The organism is Pseudomonas sp. FG-3G, assembly GCF_901007645.1.
In the GTDB taxonomy this organism is placed as follows: Bacteria; Pseudomonadota; Gammaproteobacteria; order Pseudomonadales; family Pseudomonadaceae; genus Aquipseudomonas; species Aquipseudomonas rhizophila.
In genome coordinates this window covers 559,534-578,288 of the sequence record NZ_CAAKGZ010000021.1, presented here as the reverse complement: position 1 = coordinate 578,288, position 18,755 = coordinate 559,534, and the positions used below count along the sequence as shown (strand labels likewise).

Genomic DNA, 18,755 nt, shown 5'->3' with positions numbered 1-18,755 from the left:
CTCAGTAGCGAATCATCACGGACTTGAGTTCCGTGTAGTCGTCGATGAAGGCGCTGCCGAACTCCCGGCCCATCCCCGAAGACTTGCTGCCGCCAAAGGGCACGGCCGGGTCGAGCAGGGTGTGCATGTTCACCCATACGGTGCCAGCTTCGATGGCGGGCACCATGCGCAGGGCCTTGCCCAGGTCATTGGTCCAGAGGCTGGCACTCAGGCCGAACGGCGTGTCGTTCATCAACTCCAGCAGCTCTTCTTCACTGTCGTAAGGCAAGAACGTGGCGATCGGGCCGAAGGTCTCTTCGTGAAGCAAGGTATCGCTGCGACTGTTGGCAAGGATGATGGTCGGCTCGACATAACAGCCCGGTCCGTCGATCAACTTGCCGCCGTGAATGATGGTGTTGTCTTGCGCCCGGGCCTTGGCAAAGAACTCACCGAGTTTGCGCTGATGCTGGCGGTTGGTGACCGGGCCGAACTCGGTGGCTTCGTCCAGGGGCGAGCCGATATTGAGTTTGCTCAGGCGCTGGGCCAGTTTGTCCATGATCGGTTCAAGCTGCGAACGATGGACAAAGAACCGCTCGGCCGCCGCGCAGATTTGCCCTGAGTGCAGAAAACCCGCTTCGATGATGCCGTTGACCGCCACGTCCGCCGTCACGTCCGGCAGAAAACCCGCCGCATTCTTGCCGCCCAGTTCCAGTGTGGCACGGGTCAGCCCGGCGCCCATGGCGCTCTGGCCGACGGCGAGGCCGGTTGGCACGGAACCGGTGAACGAAACCTTGTTTGTGCCAGGGTGCTCGATCAACCCTTTGCCTACTTGACCACCGCCGGTCACCACGTTGAGGGCACCCGGTGGCAGGCCCGCGTCCATGGCCAGTTCGGCGATGCGCAGGATGGTCAGCGGCGTGAACTCGCTGGGTTTGATGATGATGCTGCAGCCGGTCACCAGTGCCGAGGCGAGTTTCCAGATGGCAATCATGGTGGAGAAGTTCCACGGCACGATGCCGACCACCACGCCCACCGGTTCGCGTAGCGTGAACGCGGTGTAGCGTTCACCGGCGAAGGAGGGCAGCGACGGGGTGATGGTCTGGCCGCTGATCTTGGTGGCCCAGCCGGCGTAATAACGCAAAAAATGCGCGGCCTGGTCGACCTCGAAAGCGCGGGATATCTGGATGATCTTGCCCGACTGGCAGGTTTCGATCTGCGCCAGTTCTTCGCGATGGCGCTCCAGTAGGTCCGCCAGCTTGAGCAGCACGTGACCGCGCACGGCCGGTGCCGCCGCAGACCACTGTTTGAATCCGCGCCGCGCCGACTCCACCGCCGCATCGATATCGCCTGGCGAGGCTTCGCTGACCTGTGCGATGACCTGGCCGGTGGCGGGGTTGACGACGTCCAGCGTCTGCGCGCTTTGGCTTTGGACATAACGACCGTCGATGAACAGCGCGTGGTGTCGGGCGAGAAAAGCTTCGACCTGAGGCAGCAGGGCAATATCGCTCATGAGGGTTTCCTGATCGCGGGCAAGGGAAAGTCTGGAGGTTAATCCCTGGGGGCCGATGCGGCTTGACTGTGCCTGCCGCGGGGTATGTCTGTGGCTGCCAGTTTCCGGGAGGGGCTGGCAGCCAGGAGCAAAAGCCATTGCAGCCATGTACAAGCCAGCGCGACCGGTTTGCGTTCAGATCAGTGTTTCGACTGACGGGCAAAGGGGCGGGCGATGTTTCTCCAGACCAACAAACAGAAGCTGGCGTTGATTGCGCAAATACAACGCGCATTGGCCGGAGAGGGCGGCGACGCCCCGATGCTGGAGGTGTATCCGTCACTGCGGGACTGTCTTGAGCAACACGCACGGCAGATGACGCAGGCAAGCGAAGACCTGCACAATGCCCAGGCACAGGTGAGCGAGCAGAGCGCGCGAGGCCGGCAACGTGAGCATGAACTTGAGGTGGCTCGCCAGCAGTTGGAACAGGCCCTGGAACGCGAGCATCGGCTTGAAGCACGCCTGGATGAACACCGCCAGCAGTTGCAGCAACTCCAGCAGCAAGCGCACATCTGGGAGCTGCTGCAATCGACCCTGACCGAAGGCTGCTGGGACATCACGGTGGTCAATGGCGATCTGCAACACCCCGCCAGCGCCATGCGTTTTTCCAGTCAGTTTCGCTCGCTGCTGGGCTACACCGCCGATGAGTTACCCGATGGCTGGGATGCCCAGGTCAGCATCACCCACCCTGACGACCTGCCAAAGATCATGGCGATTTTCGAGCGGGAAATCCTTGGCTCCCAGGGCAGCGGCGAGTACGTATTCGAATACCGGATGCGCCATAAGAGCCGGGATTACATCTGGTGTCGCGAGCGTGGTCGGGCGTTACGGGATTCGCACGCACGCCTGGTTCGGGTCATCGGTGCGGTGCGCGATATCAGCGATGAACGCTCGGCCCAATCCACCCACCAGCGCATGCTGGAGCAGAACCAAGTGACCTACGCCCAGATTGCCACCGTGGTGGGGGTGATCAAGGGCATCGCCGAGCAGACCAATCTGCTGGCCTTGAACGCCGCCATTGAAGCGGCCAGGGCGGGCGAGGTCGGGCGCGGTTTTTCCGTGGTGGCCGATGAGGTGCGCAAACTGGCAGAAAGCACTCGCCAGGCGACCCATCAGATCCAGACCATGTTGCATCAGCACAAACAATAATCCGCCCGGGAGCTGCCTTCGGGGCAGCTCCCGGTTGCTTCAGAATGGAACCGCTACCACCAGTTGGCTGTAGACATTGGTGCCGTTGCCACTCACTTGATTGCCGCCGTTGCTCGCGTCCTTTTCCGGCTTGTACAGACCCACCAGTGGCGTGACGATCAGGTGTTCGTTCACGGCCCATTCCACATACAGGTCCAGCTCCCGTCCATCGAGATTCAGCGCGTCGCGGGTGTGCAGGGTCTTGTAGTCGAAGAATAGCGCGCCGATAGTCACTGCCTCTGTTGGCTTGAGCTTGAGCCCCAGGTGCTGGACAGCGGTGTTGCTGTTGAACGGCCCGGAATAGTTGCCGGTGACTTCGCCCTGGAACCAGGTGCCATAGCCGCGACTCGTGCCGTTGAACATCGAGTCCCAGTCCTTGGAGTAGCGGCTGTAGCGATAGGTCAGGTCCGGGGACCAGGGCAGCTCAGCGAAGGTGTAGCCGGCTTCGGTGTACCAGGCTTTCTCCGGGCCGGCGTCCTTGTCCTGCCAGGCATATTCGAAGGCAAAGTGGGCATTGTCGATGCCGGCATTCCCCGCGCCCCGCAGGCTGTAGATGTCCATGCCTTCGCGCTGCTTCTGGAACTCGCTGGCGTAGCGATCATCGACGTCGATGCCATGGATGTAGGTCAGCCCCAGTGTGCCTGGTGCTGCGCTGTATTGCAGGGTACCGGCGGCCATTTCGGTATTGGCCTGGGCGCGGTTGTCGGACTTGATCCACATCAGGCTGCCGTGTACGCCTTCCTGGCCGCCCAGGCGCAGCACGGCGGTCTTGTCGAAGGCATGACGGGCCGCCAGGTAATAGGCGCCGCCGCGGTTGAACTCACCGTCGGCCACGCCTTTGCCCAGGTTCAGACCGTCGTCATTGATGATGAAACCATCGCCGAGGGTAATGACCTGGCGACCGTAGGACAGGTCGACGCCGTCCTTGCCCAGCGCCGGGAACAGATCCCCTGAACGCCAGCCGGCAAACGCTTCATCGAACTTGGTGGTGCGTTCGGATCCGTCGCTCAGGCCCGCGGCATCGCCGTCGCCCCAGGTGCCGGAGCTGACCAGATTGGCCGTCCCGTAGACGCTGCCCATGGCGCCGAGTGTCTGGTCGATACTCAGGCCATACTTGATAAAACCCTCACGCCAACTTGAGCCGCCGCGGGTGCCGTCATAGTTCTTGCGACTATTGAACATCCCGTAGACCGCCAGGAAGTTGCCGGTAACCGTGGTGTCGTCGTCGGTGTAAAGCTCATAGGCCTGGGCCGACGAGTCAGCCACCAGCAGGGCGATTCCAAGGCCGATGGCGTTGCGCAGCAAAGGTGTATTGCGGGTGTGCTCCATGGTGTTTTCCCCAGTGTGATAGGACATCAGAGCGCCCATTAAGGGGAGACCGGGGCAGGGAAGTCTTTTACCTGCCTGCCAGATAATTGATCCAGCCCGCCAAGGCGCGAGCGCTGGCAGGCAGCAACAAAACCGGCGGCAGACACGGGCAAGACGCTCGGGCCGAGGGCGGCGCACAGTGATCCTGCACGCGACGCCGTTTCGATCAGGGACTGGCTGGGGAAGGCTTGAGCGCCGGCTCCTGGACGGCAGTGGCATCCATACTAAAAATCCGCTTTCGAGGATCTTCACGATGTCGATCAATGACAGGCTCACCGAGCACTTGAACCGGGGTACGGTGGGCTTTCCCACCGCGTTGGCCAGCACCATTGGCCTGATCATGGCAAGCCCGGTGATTCTCACCGCCACCATGGGCTTCGGTATTGGCGGCAGCGCCTTTGCCGTGGCGATGTTGATCGCCGTGGTCATGATGCTGGCCCAGGCGACCACCTTCGCCGAAGCCGCCTCGATCCTGCCCACCACCGGCTCGGTCTACGACTACATCAACTGTGGCATGGGACGCTTTTTTGCAATCACCGGTACGCTGTCGGCCTACCTGATTGTCCATGTGTTCGCCGGGACTGCGGAAACGATCCTGGCCGGGGTCATGGCCCTGGTGAATTTCGAGCACCTCAACACCCTGGCCGAATCGGCGGGTGGCTCCTGGCTGTTGGGCGTAGGGTTCGTCGTGGTCTTCGGCGTGCTGAACGCGTTTGGTGTCAGCGCCTTCGGCCGGGCCGAGATCATCCTCACGTTCGGCATGTGGACGACCCTGATGGTGTTCGGCGTATTGGGCTTGATCGCCGCTCCGGCGGTGGAGCTGGAGGGGTGGTTTGGCGCATCCGTGGTGGGCACCGATCTGGTGACGGTGCTGTCGCTGGTGGGCATGGCCATGTTCATGTTTGTCGGTTGCGAGTTCGTCACGCCACTGGCGCCAGACCTGCGGCGCTCGGCCACGACCATGCCGCGGGCCATGATGCTGGGGTTGTTCGGCGTTGCCACGTGCATGTTCATTTATGGCGCGGCGATGAAGCGCCAGGTCGAAAACGTGCTGCTCGATGCCACCAGCGGCGTGCACTTGCTGGACACGCCCATGGCGATTCCGCGATTCGCCGAGCAGGTCATGGGCGATATCGGTCCGATGTGGCTGGGGATCGGCTTCCTGTTTGCCGGAGCAGCGACCATCAACACCCTGATGGCCGGTGTGCCGCGGATTCTGTATGGCATGGCGGTGGATGGTGCGCTGCCGCGGTTTTTCACCTATCTGCACCCGCGTTTCAAGACCCCCGTGCTGTGCATCCTTGTGGCGATGCTGATTCCCTGTCTGCACGCGTTGTGGCTCGGCGGCAATACCGACAACATCATGCACCTGGTGCTGGCTGCAGTGTGTGCCTGGAGTTTTGCCTACCTGTTGGTGACCGTGTCGGTGATCAGCCTGCGGATCCGTCGTCCGGATCTGCCACGGGCCTATCGCTCACCGTTTTTCCCGCTGCCTCAGATCCTGTCCAGTGTCGGCATCGTCATCGGCATGTGGTTCATCACTCCACCAGGCATGAATCCGGCAGACATTTACGTTCCATTCGCGGTGATGCTCGGTGGCACTGCGGCCTACGCCTTGTTCTGGACCCTGGTGGTGCAGAAGGTCAATCCATTCAAGCCCGCGTCGGTGGAAGACGTGCTGGCCAAGGAGTTTTCCCATGAGCCAGGGCAACCTGTCAGCGAGTTTGACGAACGTGCTGCGAAGACTGTCTGAGCTGTTCAGTGCCCACCGTGCCCCGGTCGGTTATCGTCCCGGGGTGACGCTGGAACACTTGCGGCGCAACCTCGGGCTGGCGCGATTCGAGATGTCCGGCCCGGTGACGGCGATGGCCGTCACCGATGATGGTTGCTTGCAGGTGGAGATCGTCGAGCGCACCGAGTCGCAGTTGTTGATGCACCTGGTGATGACCGAGTTCGTGCTGCGCGTGCCTGCGTCGAGAGAGGGCACGGCACGCGTGGAACTGCACCATGGCGGGGCCGTGCGTCGCCAGGGTATTCGTTGTCGGCTCAGGGAAGGGGACAATCAGCTGTCGGCTCGTTTGAAGACGGCGATAGAGGGCGATCCGGCGCTGTACCAAGCCCTCATGCCGCTGGACTTCAAACGCCTGCGCATCGATCTGCAAGACCACCAGTGGTGCGTGCGGCTGGAGCACATGGGCGGCAGTGAGGTGGTGAATCGGATGCCGGCCTTTCGGCGCTACATTGCTTTGAGCCGCGAGCAACGGATTGCCTTGTGGGCGGTCTTGAGCGGCTTGCAAAGGGTGCTGGGAACACTCTGATTTGTGGGCTTTGCCCTGGCATCAATTGTGCTACTGCTCTGGCGATCAGGTACTTGTTGCGTGCATATAGATAACATGTTAACTATTGCCGTACAAAAACAATAAGCCACTGCGGAGAGCGCCATGAGCATGCATCAGGTTGGGCAAGACGGGCTGGAGACCTGGAACCGGGATCTGCGCGCGACTTGCGGCCATTTCGAGACGGAACTGGCCTTTAATCGCGCGCTGTTTATCGGTGAGGTGTCGAATTTCTTCCGTGGCGGTCTTTCCCTCGCCAACTTGCGTACCAACGCTGGCTGTATCAAGCGTCACTCGCCAAATCCCGACCACGATGACGACCAGGATTGCTTCCTGGTCAGTCAGCGCAGTGGATATTCGCGCATTACTCAGAACGGCCTGAGCATCCAGCTGGCGCCCGGCGAACTGCTATTGATGGATTCGGTGGGCTCGCTCGAGATCAGCCCGTTCGGCCTGATTGAACACGCGGTGTTGTCTCTGTCCCGCCAGGATGTGTCCAGGAAACTGGGCGGGGAAACCCGGACTTTCGGCAAGATATCCTCGCGCAAGGCTTGTGGGCGCATGTTGCACGTCTTGATGGATCAGCTGTGCAAGGATACTCCCGACGGTGAGGGCGCCACAGGAGAAGGCGAAGCCTTGCAGAATGCGTTTGTTTCGCTGCTCGGTTCGGCCCTGGAGCAGGGCACCGGATCGGAGGATGACGGCGTTGCGTTGCAAGGCAGTCACTTGCGCAGTTATGTGCAGAAAGTCATCGACGAGTCCCTGGCCCAGCCCGGCTTGAGCCCGGTGGGCCTGGCCAACCGTCTGAACATTTCGGTGCGACATCTGTACCGTTTATTCGAAGAACAGGATGACAGCGTCTGCCGCTACATCCAGCGGGCCCGGCTCAAGCGCAGCGCCGATGACCTGACCAATCCGTTCCTGCGGGACGAATCCATCACTTCGATCGCCTACAAATGGGGCTTCACCGATTCGGCCCATTTCAGCCGTTCGTTCAAGAAACAGTTCGAGCTATCGCCCAAGGAATTTCGTGCCAGCCATCTGCAACAGGTACAGGGGGTGGTTTGAGTGGTGGGCGCATTCAGGGTCGGCTCAAGCTGACCCACGGCTATCGCGAGCAGGCTCGCTCCCACAGTGGATGGGTGGTGGATGGGGGCTGTGGGAGCAGGGCTGCCGGTGATGACGGCTGCGTCGACATCATCGCCAGCCGACGCACCGCTCCCACACGCTCAAACCTCGGGCAAGGTCGAGCCGCCGTCCACCACCAGGGTTTGTCCGGTCACATACGCGGCCAGGTCCGATGCCAGAAAGAGCATGGCGCCGGCAATGTCGGACGGGGTGCCCAGGTGTCCCAGCGGTACCCGACGGGCGATGTCTTGATTGACCGCATCATCCCCCAGGTTCGCCATGGCCGGTGTCGCGATCATCCCGGGTTCGACGCCGTTGACCCGGATATGCTCACTCGCCAGTTCCAGTGCCGCATTGCGGATGAACCCGTTGACTCCGGCTTTGGACGCCGCATAGTGACTGAGCCCTGGATAAGCCACCCGCGGGCCGGTGACCGAGGAGGTCACCAGCACGCAGCCCTGGCCCTGCCGACGGAACATCGGCAATGCTCCCTGAGTCAGCCAGAACAGCGCCGAAAGGTTGACTGCCAGCGTGCGCTCAAGCATCGCTGGTGTGATCCCGGCAAAGGGTGTCAGGGGAAAGTACCCGGCGTTGTGCACCAGAACATCCAGCCTCCCCAGACGCTGCTCCAGATCAGCCATCAGCGTACTGATCGCCGTTGCATCGGCCAGGTCCACGCCCACGGCCTGTACCTGACAACCTGCAGCGGTCAACTCGCTCGCCACCACCTCGGCCTGTGCCAGGTCCAGGTCAGCGATCACCACACGGCCCCCACGCCAGGCGAAGGCTTCGACGATGGCCCGGCCTATACCCTGGGCACCGCCTGTGACCAGCACCGTTTTTGCGCTGAAATCCAGATCATCAGGCATCCGTGACCTCCATCCGGCTGAAGGCCAGGGTTGGTACGTCTACGATGCTGGAGCCACCGTCGGCCACCAGTGCCGCGCCAGTGATGATCGAGGCTTGATTCGAGGCCAGGAAGCGACACACATGGGCAATCTCCAGCGCGCTGGCGGGCCTGCGCAATGGCACGTCCGCGCAGACCCTGTCGTAGGCCTGCTGCAGCGTTTCGCCGTGAAACTGCATCAAGACCTGCATTTCCTCATCAGCCATCGGCGTGCGCACCCAGCCCGGGCAGACGGCGTTGACCCGCACCCCGCGCGGGCCGTAATCGCGCGCCAGGGAGCGGTTCAGCCCCAGCAGCGCGTGCTTGGCGGTGGTATAGCCGCAGACTTGCGGACCTGCCGCCAACGACGCGATGGATGCGATCAGCACAATGTTGCCAGCGCTTTCCTGCAGCAGCGGCAGGCACGCCCGGGCGCTGTAGAAGGCGCTGTCGAGATTGCTGCGCATGGCCGCTTCCCAGGTCTGCGGGCTGGTCTGGGTGGCGCTGCCCAGGCCCATGCCGCCAGCGCAGGCCAGCAGCACATCGAGCCGGCCATAACGCTCGCGGATCTGTGCGACGAAGCCGTCCCAGGTCGTCGGGCATGCGGCATCGCCCAGCAGCACCAGGCCGCCTATTTCCTCGGCCAGTTGCGCCAGAGGTTCGCGGCGTCGGCCGATCAGCACCAGGTTGGCGCCCTCAGCGGCATACAACCGGGCGCAGGCGGCACCGATGCCAGTGCCCGCGCCCGTGATCACGATGGTGCGCAATTCAGGCATCGGGATATTCCGTCCGGTTGAGAACCTGGCAGTAGGAACTGACGGGGAAATTGGAAAACTCATCGAAAGACGCGCCGGCATAACCGAAAATCTTGCCGTCGCTGCGGTGCTGCTGCATGTCGATCAGCACCAGGCCCAGGGTCGGGATGATCTTTTCCCGCCAGACGAACAGGTACAACTGATCGGCGATCTTGTAGGTGTCACACCGGTCGGTATCGCACAGGCCCTGTTCGACACCCTTGAGGCACTGCCAGGAATAGAACTGGTCGTTGAGATAGATGTGTTCGTAGACTTCGCTGGGGCTGTAGCGATACAGGTTGCGCAGGCCCACCAGTTCGGTGGTCGGTGCATGTGGGCACAGGCCCTGCTGCCAGGGGCGGTCGAGACTGCCGTGAAGGAACTCCACATTCACGCCCGTCAGTGGCTGGCCGGCCAGCGCGCGGCTGTACAGACCTTCGCGAGTTTGTTCTTGCCCGGGCATGCTGCCGATCACTGCGGTGAACGCCGCGTGAGCGGTATCAAGTACCAGGCTGACCGACCAGGCTTGTGCGCCTTCGTGCTTGACGAAATCCACCAGGTAGAGGCCTGGCCGCACCGACGTGGCCCGATAAGGCGCGGTGCCGCTGGAATGACCATCGGCTGCGTTCCATGACAGGGTTTGCTGTTCGAAGCGGTGTTCGATCTGCCAGCCATTGGCGAAATTCAGCGTGAAGGTCTTACCGTTCAGGTCGGCCAGGTTCGGCAGGATGAACGCTTCAGGGGCAAAGCCGTCGGCCAGGGCGCCGACGGTGATCCAGTCTGTAGGTGTGGTCATTGCAAGACTCCGGTTGGATGAGATAGCCACCCGGATCATGGCGCCTTGCGCGGGGCTGGCCCATCAACCGAATGGTTGAACCGGCACAGGCAATGGCTTAGAGGAACAGGCTGCTGACCAGCTCGGTTCGATTGCTCACGCCGGTCTTGCGAAACAGGTTGATCAGATGCGTCTTGACCGTGGGCAGGCCGACGTCCAGCTCTCGGGCCAACTCTTTGTTACTGACGCCCTGGCGCAGCAGCAACGCTATCTGGCGTTCCTTGGGGGTCAGGCTACTGAACGAGTCGTCCTGCGGCGGCAGGTTGGCGACGGCCAGTTGCAGTAACGCTTGCAGCGCTGCGAGCTGCGTCAGTTGCTCGCTGGTGAAGGCGCCTTGCTCGGCGGTGCGCAACAAGGAAATAGCCGCTTGAGGCCGACTGCCCCGATGGGCGAAGACTTCCACCACATCCACCACGTCGTAGCGCTGTAAAAAATGGCGGTAGCGATGGCTGTCACGGATTGGCTGGCGGGCCATGGCCAGGCCAAGAGGCACCACGGCCAGGTCGCTGGAAACGTAGTTGCGCGGCTGCAACGGGTCGAACTGGCGATAGTTGTCCAGATAGTCGCGATGCATCTCGCCGCTCATGCCATGCAGGCTGAAGTCATGGGCTTGCAACTGTCGGTCGACGCAATAGAAGGCCGCTCGACTGGCGGGAACGAGCTGGGTGAACGCGTGCAGGCAATGGCCGGCGATGTCCTGGGAGGGGATGACGTACATGCTCGCAACCTTCGCCAAGAGGGCTGCCGGTGAATCCGGCAGCCGCGTCCGGTCAGACTACCGCGAAGTAGTGTTTGACAAAACTTTCGCTGACCACTTCCCACAATATCGGCGTACCTTTGGTCACGAACCAGCTGTCGCCGGCCTTGTAGCGGGTGCTCTGGCCGCTGGTTTCATCGGTCAGCACCACTTCGCCAGTGACCACGGTGGCCTGTTCGGCGAACGGATAAACCATTCGGAACTTGCCCTTGGTCGTGCCGAAGTAGGCGCTGCTGACCGCATCGGTGGGGGCGCCGAAGGTCATTTTGCCGAAGGCTTTGACTTCGCCTTCGAGAATCTGCGAACCGAGATCGGCGACGGTGCCCCAGGCGTCCAGGTCGGACAGCTGGATGTCTTTCTTGAGGTTGATAAGGGGCATGGCAGTGACTCCTGATGAGTGAAAAAAACAGCGGATATGTATGTCTAGTACCGGTCAGTGAAGGCGCTGAATCTGTGGGAGCGGGCTTGCTCCCACAGGGGTTTCGCTTAACTGACGGGCATCATGGCCATCAGCGACGGCCATTCCAGTAACCCGAGAGCTGGTGCCAGGACTTGCCGGCGGTCAGCAGCAGTGGACGGATGGCGTCCTTGCCGATGATGGTCGGGCGCCTGACGGAGCTGACCAGGTCGTAGCGCGCTGAGCCTTCGCTCATGCCTTCGGCCAGCACCTTGCAGATGATGTGGCTGGGGGTAACGCCAAAGCCTGAATAGCCCTGGACGAAAAACGCATTGCTGCGGCCGGGCAGGGTGCCGATCTGCGGAAACAGGTTTGGGCTGCACGCCATCGGGCCGCCCCAGGCCAGGTCGATCTTCACGTCCTTGAGGTACGGGAAAATCTTCAGCATCAGGCGCCGATTCCAGGCCTTGAGGTCCTGGGGGATGTGTTCTATCAACGGCGTCGCCGCACCGAACAGCAGGCGGTTTTCATTGGTGACGCGGTAGTAGTCGATCACCGGGCGAATATCGCTGTAGGCGCCGCGAATCGGGCTGATGCGCTGGATCAGCTCCTCCGACAATGGCTCGGTCATCATCTGGAAGGCATAGGTATTGATGGTCGAGCGATGCAGCTCCGGCTCCAGTTTGTTGAGGAAGCTGTCGCAGGCCCACAACAGCTTGCTGGCCTTGACCGAGCCACGCCCGGTGCGCACGGTGATGCGCTCGCCGTAGCTGACTTCCAGGGCCGGACTGTTCTCGAAAATCCGCACGCCGTGGCTGACCAGTGCCTTGGCTTCACCCAGCAACAGGTTCAGCGAATGCACGTGCCCGCCGCCCATGTGCAGCAGTGCACTGCTGTAGGCCTTGGACCCGATGATTTGCTGCACGTCGGAACCGCCGAGAAAGCGGATCTCATGCTTGCTGTTGATCGACTTGAAGTCTTTTTCCCAGGCCCGCAGGGTTTTTTCCTGGCGAGCGTTGAAGCCCATGTAGCCGTAGCCATGGCAGAAGTCGGCATCGATGTCGTACTTGGCGATGCGGTCCTTGATGATGTCCGCGCCCAGATCGCTGATCTCGAAGACCTGCCGCAGCCCGTCTTCTCCCACATCCTTCTTGATTTTTTCCAGGTCATGGCCGATGCCGGCCATGATCTGCCCGCCATTGCGCCCGGTGCCGCCGAACCCCAGGTAACGCGCCTCCAGCACCACGATATTGGTAATGCCTTTTTCAGCGAGTTCCAGCGCGGTATTGATGCCGGAGAAACCGCCGCCAATCACCACGACGTCGGCTTCCACGTCCTGTTCCAGGGTTGGGAAACTGAGGTTGTATTTCTTGGTAGCGGTGTAATAGGTGGGCGTTTCGATATTGATCATGACGCAACCTGACAAAGTGAAAAGAAACGCCGTGACAAGCGCCTTCGCAAGACACTGCACGCGATGGCCCTATTAAGAGCCCTGGTGCTGGCGCCTGTCTTGATCATCCGTGCCGGCGGATTTGATCGAGCGCGCCAAGGCAGTGAAGGTCGCACCGTGGAAAGTACAATCTTGGGTCTGGAAGGTGCATTTTTCAGTTGCCCCGGATTACCCATACTGAACGGGCCTTAATCACTGATTCCGCCATTTCTGCACCACCGGGTTGCCGGGCAAAGGCGGGATCGGCAGATGCCAATAATAAAAGAGCCCGTCCATGAAAAAGCCAAATCCGTTGCTCGAAGATCTCAAGCCTATCCTGCCGGTCATTGCCGCCAATGCCTTCCAGGCAGAGAAGGACCGTAGCGTTCCTGTCGAAAATATAGCCTTGCTCAAAGGTATCGGCATGCACCGGGCTTTCCAGCCGAAAAAGTACGGCGGCATGGAAATATCGCTACCGCAGTTCGCCGACTGCATCGCGTTGCTGGCCGGCTCCTGCGCCAGCACCGCCTGGGCCATGAGCCTGTTGTGCACCCACAGCCATCAATTGGCAATGTTCCCGGCCAAAACCCAGGAAGAAGTCTGGGGTGACGATCCCGATGCGACTGCCAGTAGCAGCATTGCACCTTTCGGTCGCACCGAGGAGGTCGAGGGCGGTGTGATGTTCAGCGGCGAAATGGGCTGGAGCAGCGGCTGTGACCATGCCGAGTGGGCGATCGTGGGATTTCGCCGCAAAAATGCCGAAGGAACCCAGGACTATTGCTTCGCGGTGCTGCCTCGCAGCGATTATGAAATCCGCGATGACTGGTACGCGGTAGGCATGCGCGGCAGTGGCAGCAAGACCTTGATCATCGACAACGCGTTTGTGCCGGAACACCGGATTCAGAAAGCCAAGGACATGATGGAAGGCAAATCCGCCGGGTTTGGCCTGTACCCCGACAGCAAGATTTTCTACTCGCCGTATCGCCCGTATTTCGCCAGCGGTTTCTCCACCGTGAGCCTGGGTGTGGCGGAACGCATGCTGGAGGTTTTTCGCGAGAAAACCCGAACCCGCGTGCGCGCCTACACCGGCGCGGCGGTCGGCGCCGCCACTCCAGCGCTGATGCGCCTGGCCGAGTCCACTCATCAGGTGGCGGCGGCCCGGGCGTTTCTGGAGAAAACCTGGCAAGAGCATGCCGAGCACAGTGAGCGCCACCAATACCCCAGCCGCGAAACCCTGGCGTTCTGGCGGACCAACCAGGGGTACGCCACCAAAATGTGCATTCAGGCAGTGGATCGCCTGATGGAAGCAGCCGGGGGTGGCGCCTGGTTCGAGACCAATGAACTGCAACGACTGTTCCGCGATGCCCATTTGACCGGTGCTCACGCCTACACCGACTACGACGTCTGCGCGCAGATTCTGGGCCGTGAACTGATGGGCCTGGAGCCCGACCCCACCATGGTTTGACCGCCTGCTCGCTGAGCCTGGCTCATATAAAAACAATTGAGGCCGTCGACTGAGGCGGCCGGGAGTCTTGTATGTCTGATGTGTGCGATAGCGCTTTCGACACCCGTGCGTTTCGCCGGGCCCTGGGTAACTTTGCCACTGGCGTGACCGTGGTCACCGCGGCCGCCGAAGATGGTCGCAAGGTCGGTGTGACGGCCAACAGTTTCAACTCGGTGTCCCTGGATCCGCCGCTGATTCTCTGGAGCATCGACAAGCGCTCCAGCAGTCACGGTGTGTTCGAGGCCGCCAGCCATTTTGCGGTGAACGTGCTGGCCGCCGATCAGATCGACCTGTCGAACAACTTCGCTCGGCCCAAGGAGGATCGGTTCGCCGAGATCCAGTTCGAGGCCGGGGAGGGAGGCGCTCCGGTGTTTGTCGATTGCTCGGCGCGTTTTCACTGTGAAAAATTCCAACAGGTCGATGGCGGTGATCACTGGATCATGATCGGTAAAGTCGTGGCGTTTGATGATTACGGCCGCTCACCGTTGCTCTATCACCAGGGCGCCTACTCGATGATCTTGCCCCACACCCGCATGACCAAACGGGAGGAGGGACAGTCCCCCAGCAGTCACTTCCAGGGCCGTTTGAGCCACAATCTGTATTACCTGATGACCCAGGCGCTGCGGGCCTATCAGGCCAGTTACCAGCCGCGCCAGCTGTCCACCGGGCTGCGCACCAGCGAAGCACGGATGTTGATGGTGCTGGAAAACGATGCAGGGCTGAACCTGTGCGACCTGCAACGGGAAGTGGCGATGCCGGCGCGTGAGATCGAAGAGGCCGTGGCTAACCTCAAGCGCAAGGGCCTGGTCACCGATGAGGGCGAGCGAGTGCGTCTGACCGTCAAGGGCGTGGACGAAACCGAAGGACTCTGGGCAATTGCCAAGGAGCAGCAGGACAAGGTATTCGGCCAGTTCAGCGAGCAACAGGTGGAGCATTTCAAGGCCGTGCTCAAAGGCGTCATCAAAGGCGCTTGAGTTGTTACAGGGGTTCAAGCGCGACACTCAGCCTTGTGGCGAGGAGAGAAATCCCTTCGCCCCAAGGTAACTTGGCGCCGAAGCTGTTAAGATTTAGTTAACTCATTAACTAAATTTCCTCGCGAACACACCTATGCCCAAACCGCGCCAATCCTTGACCCTCACCCTTCTACAGGCCCGTGAAGCGGCCATGGGTTTTTTCCGTCCCTCCCTCAACCAGCACGGTTTGACCGAACAGCAATGGCGAGTCATCCGTATCCTCAGCCAGCACGACGAGCTGGAGATCAATCGCCTCGCTGAACTGGCCTGCATTCTCAAACCGAGCATGACCGGCGTGCTGACGCGCATGGAAGCGGCGGGCATGGTGGAACGGCGCAAGGCCGAACAGGATCAGCGGCGGGTGCTGGTGCGCCTGGCGCCGCAGGGGCAGGCGAGCTTCGATTCGATGAGCCAGAGCATGGAAGAGAATTACCAGCGTTTGCAGGGCAAGTTGGGGGAGCAGAAGTTGCAGACGTTACTGGAGTTGCTCAATGACCTGAAAGCGATCAGGCGTTGAGATCCCGGGTTGGTTAACTTCTGTGGGAGCAAGGCTTGCCCGCGATGAAGGCACTGCGGTCTCTCAGAAACCGAGGTGCCGGTTTCGCGAGCAAGCTTTGCTCCCACAGGCCCCCTCGCCACAGAGGTTTGTGTTGCTATCAGTACACACCGCTAGCCGCAGGTTTTGGTGTGTCTTTGAACGTCGCCGCAAGGCTTTGCAAACCGCGCATCAACACGGTTGTATCCACCCCCACCGCGACAAACCCAGCGCCCAGCTCGATATAACGCCGGGCGAGCTTTTCATCGGCGCTGAGAATCCCGGCCGCTTTGCCGGCCTGGCGGATGCGGGCGATGGCGTCCTCGATGGCGGCTTGCACGGTCGGATGCCCGGGATTGCCACGAAAACCCATGGACGCGCTCAGGTCCGCCGGACCAATGAAGACCCCGTCAACACCTTCCACTGCGGCGATGGCATCCAGGTTGGCCAGGCCCTCGCGGCTTTCGATCTGCACCAGCAGGCACATCTGTTCGTCGGCCTTATCGAGGTAACCGGCAATACTGTTCCAGCGTGATGCACGGGCCAGCGCACTGCCGACGCCTCGGACGCCTTGGGGCGGGTAATGAATGGCGCGCACCAGTTCGCGAGCCTGGCCGGCGCTTTCGACCATCGGCACCAGCAAGGTTTGCACACCGATGTCGAGCACCTGCTTGATCAATGCGGTGTCGCCGACCACCGGGCGGATCACCGGTTGGCTGGGGTAGGGGGCCACGGCCTGGAGCTGGCCGAGCATCCCGCGCACATCATTGGGCGCGTGTTCGCCGTCGATCAGCAACCAGTCGAAGCCGGCGTTGGCCGCCAGTTCCGCACAGTAGGCGTCGGCCAGGCCCAGCCACAGGCCAATCTGCGCCTCACCGCTGCGCAGCCGTTGCTTGAAGGTATTGATGGGCATGTCCATGAGTCAGTCTCCGATCAGACGAAACGGCAAGCGATGGAACCGAGCATGTCGTAGTCGACATGGAAGGTATCCCCCGGGTTGGCCGCCACGGGACGGGTGAAGGAGCCACCTAGAATGATTTGCCCCGGCTGCAGGGTGACGTCGTAGGCCGCCAGTTTGTTCGCCAGCCAGGCCACGCCTTTGGCCGGGTGATTGAGCACCGCTGCCGAGACGCCGGATTCCTCGATCACGCCGTTGCGGTAGAGCACCGCAGGCACCTTGCGCAGGTCGATTTCAGTGGGGCGCACCGCGCGCCCGCCCATGACCACGCCGGCGTTGGCGGCATTGTCGGAGATGGTGTCGAAGACTTTGCGGGTGGCCTTGCTTTGTGGATCGATCTGCTGGATGCGGGCATCAATGATTTCCAGTGCCGGGATCACCCATTCGGTGGCGTCCAGCACGTCGAATACCGTCACGTTCGGACCTTTCAACGGCTTGCCGAGGATGAACGCCAGTTCCACTTCTACCCGGGGCACGATGAAGCGCTCGAACGGGATGTCGGTGCCCTCGTCGAAGAACATGTCATCGAGCAGGGCACCATAGTCCGGCTCAGTGATGTTCGACGAGACCTGCATGGCCCGGGAGGTCAGGCCGATCTTGTGGCCGACCAGCTTGCGACCGTCCTTGATCTTTTGCGCAACCCAGGCGCGCTGGATGGCGTAAGCGTCGTCCAGGGTGATATGCGGATGGTCGAGGGAAAACTGCCGAACCTGTTCGCGCGAACGTTCTGCGTGGTCGAGGCGGGCGGCGGCCTGCTGGATGAGGTTTTGATCGAGCATGAAGAGCATCTCTTATTGAGGGTTGACGATGGCGGCCTGGGTGCGAAGCACCAGCAGGCCCCCCACGGCGATGAGCAGCGCCAGCACATAAAGGGCCAGGCTGGCGCTCTGGGTGGTGTCGCGCATCCAGCCGATCAGATAGGGCGCCAGGAATGAGGCAATGCTGCCGAAGGAGCTGATCAGTGCGATGCCGGCGGCCTGGGTGCTGTTGGACAGGAAGGCCGGCGGCAGTTGCCAGAACATCGGCAACGCTGCACTGGCACCCATACCCGCGATGATCAGGCCACCCAGTACCAGGGTTGGGCTGGTGGGTGAGAGACCGGCGATGGCAATGCCTGCCGCCGCCATCAGCAGCGGTACGCAGAGGTGCCAGCGCCGTTCGCGATGGCGGTCTGACGAACGGCCGCAGCCGATCATGAAAAAGCAGCCGGCCAGATACGGCACGGCGCTGAGCAATCCAACCTGACCGTCGCTGCCGATTCCGGCGCCGTGAATCAACGTGGGCATCCAGAAAGCCAGGGTGTTCACCGCCAGCATCACGGCGAAATACACCGCCACCAGCAACCAGACCTGCGGGTTGTTGAGAATCGCCGAGAACGAGGTGATGGATTTGCGTTGTTCTTCGACGCTCAGTTGCGCGCGCAATTGCTGTTTGGCTTGCGGTGTCAGCCAGTTGACCGTCTCGAAACTGTCCGGCAGGCACTTGAGCACCACCAGGCCGAGCAGAATCACCGGCAGCCCTTCGATGACGAACATCCACTGCCAGCCGCGCAGGCCACCGAAGTCATGGAAGTGTTCAAGGATGCCGCCCGACAAGGGCCCGCCAATCACGCCGGCCATCGGCACGGCAATGGCAAACAGCGCGGTCACCTGGGCGCGGCGTCGTGCCGGGTACCAACGGTTGAGAAAGACCAGAATGCCCGGGAAGAACCCGGCTTCGGCCACCCCCAGCAGAAAGCGCAACACGTAGAACCCGGCGGCGCTTTCGATCAGGAACATGCCGGTGGACAAAGCCCCCCAGACCACCATCAGCGTGGCGATCCAGCGGCGCGGGCCGACCCGGTCCAGGGCGATGTTGCTCGGTACGCCGAACAGCGCGTAGGCGATGAAGAACAGGCCCGCGCCGAAGCCATAGACCGTGTCGCTGAACTGCAGGTCGGCGCTCATCTGCATCTTGGCAAAGCCAATGTTGATGCGGTCCAGGTGGGCGAAAAGGTAGCAGACCAACAGCAATGGCATCAGTCGCCAGGTGACGGTGGCATGGGTGCGGTCGTGGGCGATTGTGCCGGCAGTGTCGGCGGTATTGGCTGTGCTCATGATTTT

18 protein-coding genes are annotated in these 18,755 nt (G+C 61.5%); 7 read left to right on the top strand and 11 right to left on the bottom strand.

What is annotated here, in order from left to right; all coding sequences use genetic code 11:
• Window position 1: 1 nt before the first annotated feature.
• Complete coding sequence (locus tag PSEUDOMOFG3G_RS14910; protein WP_139050444.1) at window positions 2-1,489, bottom strand: aldehyde dehydrogenase family protein; 1,488 nt, start codon at window positions 1,487-1,489, stop codon at window positions 2-4.
• Window positions 1,490-1,702: 213 nt separating this feature from the next.
• Between PSEUDOMOFG3G_RS14910 and PSEUDOMOFG3G_RS28245 the strand changes: the two genes are divergently transcribed.
• The gene (locus PSEUDOMOFG3G_RS28245; protein ID WP_139050443.1) at window positions 1,703-2,674 is read left to right on the top strand and encodes a methyl-accepting chemotaxis protein; all 972 of its coding nucleotides are present in this window, start codon (window positions 1,703-1,705) and stop codon (window positions 2,672-2,674) included.
• A gap of 39 nt (window positions 2,675-2,713) precedes the next feature.
• On the opposite strand, the gene PSEUDOMOFG3G_RS14900 is transcribed toward PSEUDOMOFG3G_RS28245, so the two are convergent.
• Window positions 2,714-4,042 carry an alginate export family protein gene (locus PSEUDOMOFG3G_RS14900; RefSeq protein ID WP_139050555.1) on the bottom strand — a complete coding sequence of 443 codons (1,329 nt, stop codon included), beginning with the start codon at window positions 4,040-4,042 and terminating at the stop codon, window positions 2,714-2,716.
• 292 nt (window positions 4,043-4,334) lie between these two features.
• Between PSEUDOMOFG3G_RS14900 and PSEUDOMOFG3G_RS14895 the strand changes: the two genes are divergently transcribed.
• The 3 genes from PSEUDOMOFG3G_RS14895 to feaR all read left to right on the top strand — a co-directional run bounded on the left by PSEUDOMOFG3G_RS14895 (window position 4,335) and on the right by feaR (window position 7,485).
• Window positions 4,335-5,834 carry an APC family permease gene (locus PSEUDOMOFG3G_RS14895; protein WP_139050442.1) on the top strand — a complete coding sequence of 500 codons (1,500 nt, stop codon included), beginning with the start codon at window positions 4,335-4,337 and terminating at the stop codon, window positions 5,832-5,834.
• The gene (locus PSEUDOMOFG3G_RS14890; RefSeq protein ID WP_139050441.1) at window positions 5,779-6,399 is read left to right on the top strand and encodes a DUF3156 family protein; all 621 of its coding nucleotides are present in this window, start codon (window positions 5,779-5,781) and stop codon (window positions 6,397-6,399) included. The genes PSEUDOMOFG3G_RS14895 and PSEUDOMOFG3G_RS14890 overlap by 56 nt, the downstream gene beginning before the upstream one ends.
• A gap of 123 nt (window positions 6,400-6,522) precedes the next feature.
• Entirely contained in the window at window positions 6,523-7,485 is a 963-nt protein-coding gene (gene feaR, locus PSEUDOMOFG3G_RS14885) for a transcriptional regulator FeaR (RefSeq protein ID WP_139050440.1), read from the top strand.
• 161 nt (window positions 7,486-7,646) lie between these two features.
• Here feaR and PSEUDOMOFG3G_RS14880 read toward each other — a convergent pair whose 3' ends face one another.
• The 6 genes from PSEUDOMOFG3G_RS14880 to PSEUDOMOFG3G_RS14855 form a co-directional block, all read right to left on the bottom strand.
• Window positions 7,647-8,414, bottom strand: coding sequence for an SDR family oxidoreductase (locus PSEUDOMOFG3G_RS14880; RefSeq protein WP_139050439.1), 768 nt, complete (start codon window positions 8,412-8,414; stop codon window positions 7,647-7,649).
• Window positions 8,407-9,207 (bottom strand): SDR family NAD(P)-dependent oxidoreductase, encoded by an 801-nt coding sequence (locus PSEUDOMOFG3G_RS14875; RefSeq protein ID WP_139050437.1) that lies wholly within the window; start codon window positions 9,205-9,207, stop codon window positions 8,407-8,409. Before PSEUDOMOFG3G_RS14875 ends, PSEUDOMOFG3G_RS14880 begins: the two co-directional genes overlap by 8 nt.
• A complete protein-coding gene (locus tag PSEUDOMOFG3G_RS14870) occupies window positions 9,200-10,021 on the bottom strand; it encodes a molybdenum cofactor biosynthesis F family protein (protein ID WP_139050435.1) in 822 nt (273 codons plus the stop codon). Before PSEUDOMOFG3G_RS14870 ends, PSEUDOMOFG3G_RS14875 begins: the two co-directional genes overlap by 8 nt.
• 97 nt (window positions 10,022-10,118) lie before the next feature.
• A complete protein-coding gene (locus tag PSEUDOMOFG3G_RS14865) occupies window positions 10,119-10,778 on the bottom strand; it encodes a helix-turn-helix transcriptional regulator (protein WP_139050433.1) in 660 nt (219 codons plus the stop codon).
• A 52-nt stretch (window positions 10,779-10,830) separates the two neighbouring features.
• Window positions 10,831-11,196, bottom strand: coding sequence for a cupin domain-containing protein (locus PSEUDOMOFG3G_RS14860; RefSeq protein WP_139050431.1), 366 nt, complete (start codon window positions 11,194-11,196; stop codon window positions 10,831-10,833).
• 130 nt (window positions 11,197-11,326) lie between these two features.
• Window positions 11,327-12,625, bottom strand: coding sequence for an FAD-binding oxidoreductase (locus PSEUDOMOFG3G_RS14855; RefSeq protein ID WP_047229911.1), 1,299 nt, complete (start codon window positions 12,623-12,625; stop codon window positions 11,327-11,329).
• 313 nt (window positions 12,626-12,938) lie between these two features.
• Between PSEUDOMOFG3G_RS14855 and PSEUDOMOFG3G_RS14850 the strand changes: the two genes are divergently transcribed.
• The 3 genes from PSEUDOMOFG3G_RS14850 to hpaR all read left to right on the top strand — a co-directional run bounded on the left by PSEUDOMOFG3G_RS14850 (window position 12,939) and on the right by hpaR (window position 15,677).
• Window positions 12,939-14,108 (top strand): p-hydroxyphenylacetate 3-hydroxylase oxygenase component, encoded by a 1,170-nt coding sequence (locus tag PSEUDOMOFG3G_RS14850; protein ID WP_047229910.1) that lies wholly within the window; start codon window positions 12,939-12,941, stop codon window positions 14,106-14,108.
• Window positions 14,109-14,179: 71 nt separating this feature from the next.
• Window positions 14,180-15,121 carry a p-hydroxyphenylacetate 3-hydroxylase reductase component gene (locus tag PSEUDOMOFG3G_RS14845; RefSeq protein WP_047229909.1) on the top strand — a complete coding sequence of 314 codons (942 nt, stop codon included), beginning with the start codon at window positions 14,180-14,182 and terminating at the stop codon, window positions 15,119-15,121.
• A 133-nt stretch (window positions 15,122-15,254) separates the two neighbouring features.
• Entirely contained in the window at window positions 15,255-15,677 is a 423-nt protein-coding gene (gene hpaR / locus PSEUDOMOFG3G_RS14840) for a homoprotocatechuate degradation operon regulator HpaR (protein ID WP_047229908.1), read from the top strand.
• Between the two features lie 139 nt (window positions 15,678-15,816).
• Here hpaR and hpaI read toward each other — a convergent pair whose 3' ends face one another.
• The 3 genes from hpaI to PSEUDOMOFG3G_RS14825 are packed head-to-tail and all read right to left on the bottom strand — an operon-like array spanning window position 15,817 to window position 18,749.
• Window positions 15,817-16,614 carry a 4-hydroxy-2-oxoheptanedioate aldolase gene (hpaI, locus tag PSEUDOMOFG3G_RS14835; protein ID WP_076385127.1) on the bottom strand — a complete coding sequence of 266 codons (798 nt, stop codon included), beginning with the start codon at window positions 16,612-16,614 and terminating at the stop codon, window positions 15,817-15,819.
• A 14-nt stretch (window positions 16,615-16,628) separates the two neighbouring features.
• Complete coding sequence (gene hpaH / locus PSEUDOMOFG3G_RS14830) at window positions 16,629-17,432, bottom strand: 2-oxo-hept-4-ene-1,7-dioate hydratase (RefSeq protein ID WP_047229906.1); 804 nt, start codon at window positions 17,430-17,432, stop codon at window positions 16,629-16,631.
• A 12-nt stretch (window positions 17,433-17,444) separates the two neighbouring features.
• Window positions 17,445-18,749: an MFS transporter gene (locus PSEUDOMOFG3G_RS14825; protein ID WP_047229905.1), complete on the bottom strand. Its 1,305-nt coding sequence runs from the start codon at window positions 18,747-18,749 to the stop codon at window positions 17,445-17,447.
• Window positions 18,750-18,755 lie beyond the last annotated feature (6 nt).

What these genes read in the sequence shown, in the direction of transcription:
- PSEUDOMOFG3G_RS14910 (WP_139050444.1), bottom strand. Translation starts at nt 1,489, where the DNA reads ATGAGCGATATTGCCCTGCTGCCTCAGGTCGAAGCTTTTCTCGCCCGA.
- PSEUDOMOFG3G_RS28245 (WP_139050443.1), top strand. Translation starts at nt 1,703, where the DNA reads ATGTTTCTCCAGACCAACAAACAGAAGCTGGCGTTGATTGCGCAAATA.
- PSEUDOMOFG3G_RS14900 (WP_139050555.1), bottom strand. Translation starts at nt 4,042, where the DNA reads ATGGAGCACACCCGCAATACACCTTTGCTGCGCAACGCCATCGGCCTT.
- PSEUDOMOFG3G_RS14895 (WP_139050442.1), top strand. Translation starts at nt 4,335, where the DNA reads ATGTCGATCAATGACAGGCTCACCGAGCACTTGAACCGGGGTACGGTG.
- PSEUDOMOFG3G_RS14890 (WP_139050441.1), top strand. Translation starts at nt 5,779, where the DNA reads ATGAGCCAGGGCAACCTGTCAGCGAGTTTGACGAACGTGCTGCGAAGA.
- feaR (WP_139050440.1), top strand. Translation starts at nt 6,523, where the DNA reads ATGAGCATGCATCAGGTTGGGCAAGACGGGCTGGAGACCTGGAACCGG.
- PSEUDOMOFG3G_RS14880 (WP_139050439.1), bottom strand. Translation starts at nt 8,414, where the DNA reads ATGCCTGATGATCTGGATTTCAGCGCAAAAACGGTGCTGGTCACAGGC.
- PSEUDOMOFG3G_RS14875 (WP_139050437.1), bottom strand. Translation starts at nt 9,207, where the DNA reads ATGCCTGAATTGCGCACCATCGTGATCACGGGCGCGGGCACTGGCATC.
- PSEUDOMOFG3G_RS14870 (WP_139050435.1), bottom strand. Translation starts at nt 10,021, where the DNA reads ATGACCACACCTACAGACTGGATCACCGTCGGCGCCCTGGCCGACGGC.
- PSEUDOMOFG3G_RS14865 (WP_139050433.1), bottom strand. Translation starts at nt 10,778, where the DNA reads ATGTACGTCATCCCCTCCCAGGACATCGCCGGCCATTGCCTGCACGCG.
- PSEUDOMOFG3G_RS14860 (WP_139050431.1), bottom strand. Translation starts at nt 11,196, where the DNA reads ATGCCCCTTATCAACCTCAAGAAAGACATCCAGCTGTCCGACCTGGAC.
- PSEUDOMOFG3G_RS14855 (WP_047229911.1), bottom strand. Translation starts at nt 12,625, where the DNA reads ATGATCAATATCGAAACGCCCACCTATTACACCGCTACCAAGAAATAC.
- PSEUDOMOFG3G_RS14850 (WP_047229910.1), top strand. Translation starts at nt 12,939, where the DNA reads ATGAAAAAGCCAAATCCGTTGCTCGAAGATCTCAAGCCTATCCTGCCG.
- PSEUDOMOFG3G_RS14845 (WP_047229909.1), top strand. Translation starts at nt 14,180, where the DNA reads ATGTCTGATGTGTGCGATAGCGCTTTCGACACCCGTGCGTTTCGCCGG.
- hpaR (WP_047229908.1), top strand. Translation starts at nt 15,255, where the DNA reads ATGCCCAAACCGCGCCAATCCTTGACCCTCACCCTTCTACAGGCCCGT.
- hpaI (WP_076385127.1), bottom strand. Translation starts at nt 16,614, where the DNA reads ATGGACATGCCCATCAATACCTTCAAGCAACGGCTGCGCAGCGGTGAG.
- hpaH (WP_047229906.1), bottom strand. Translation starts at nt 17,432, where the DNA reads ATGCTCGATCAAAACCTCATCCAGCAGGCCGCCGCCCGCCTCGACCAC.
- PSEUDOMOFG3G_RS14825 (WP_047229905.1), bottom strand. Translation starts at nt 18,749, where the DNA reads ATGAGCACAGCCAATACCGCCGACACTGCCGGCACAATCGCCCACGAC.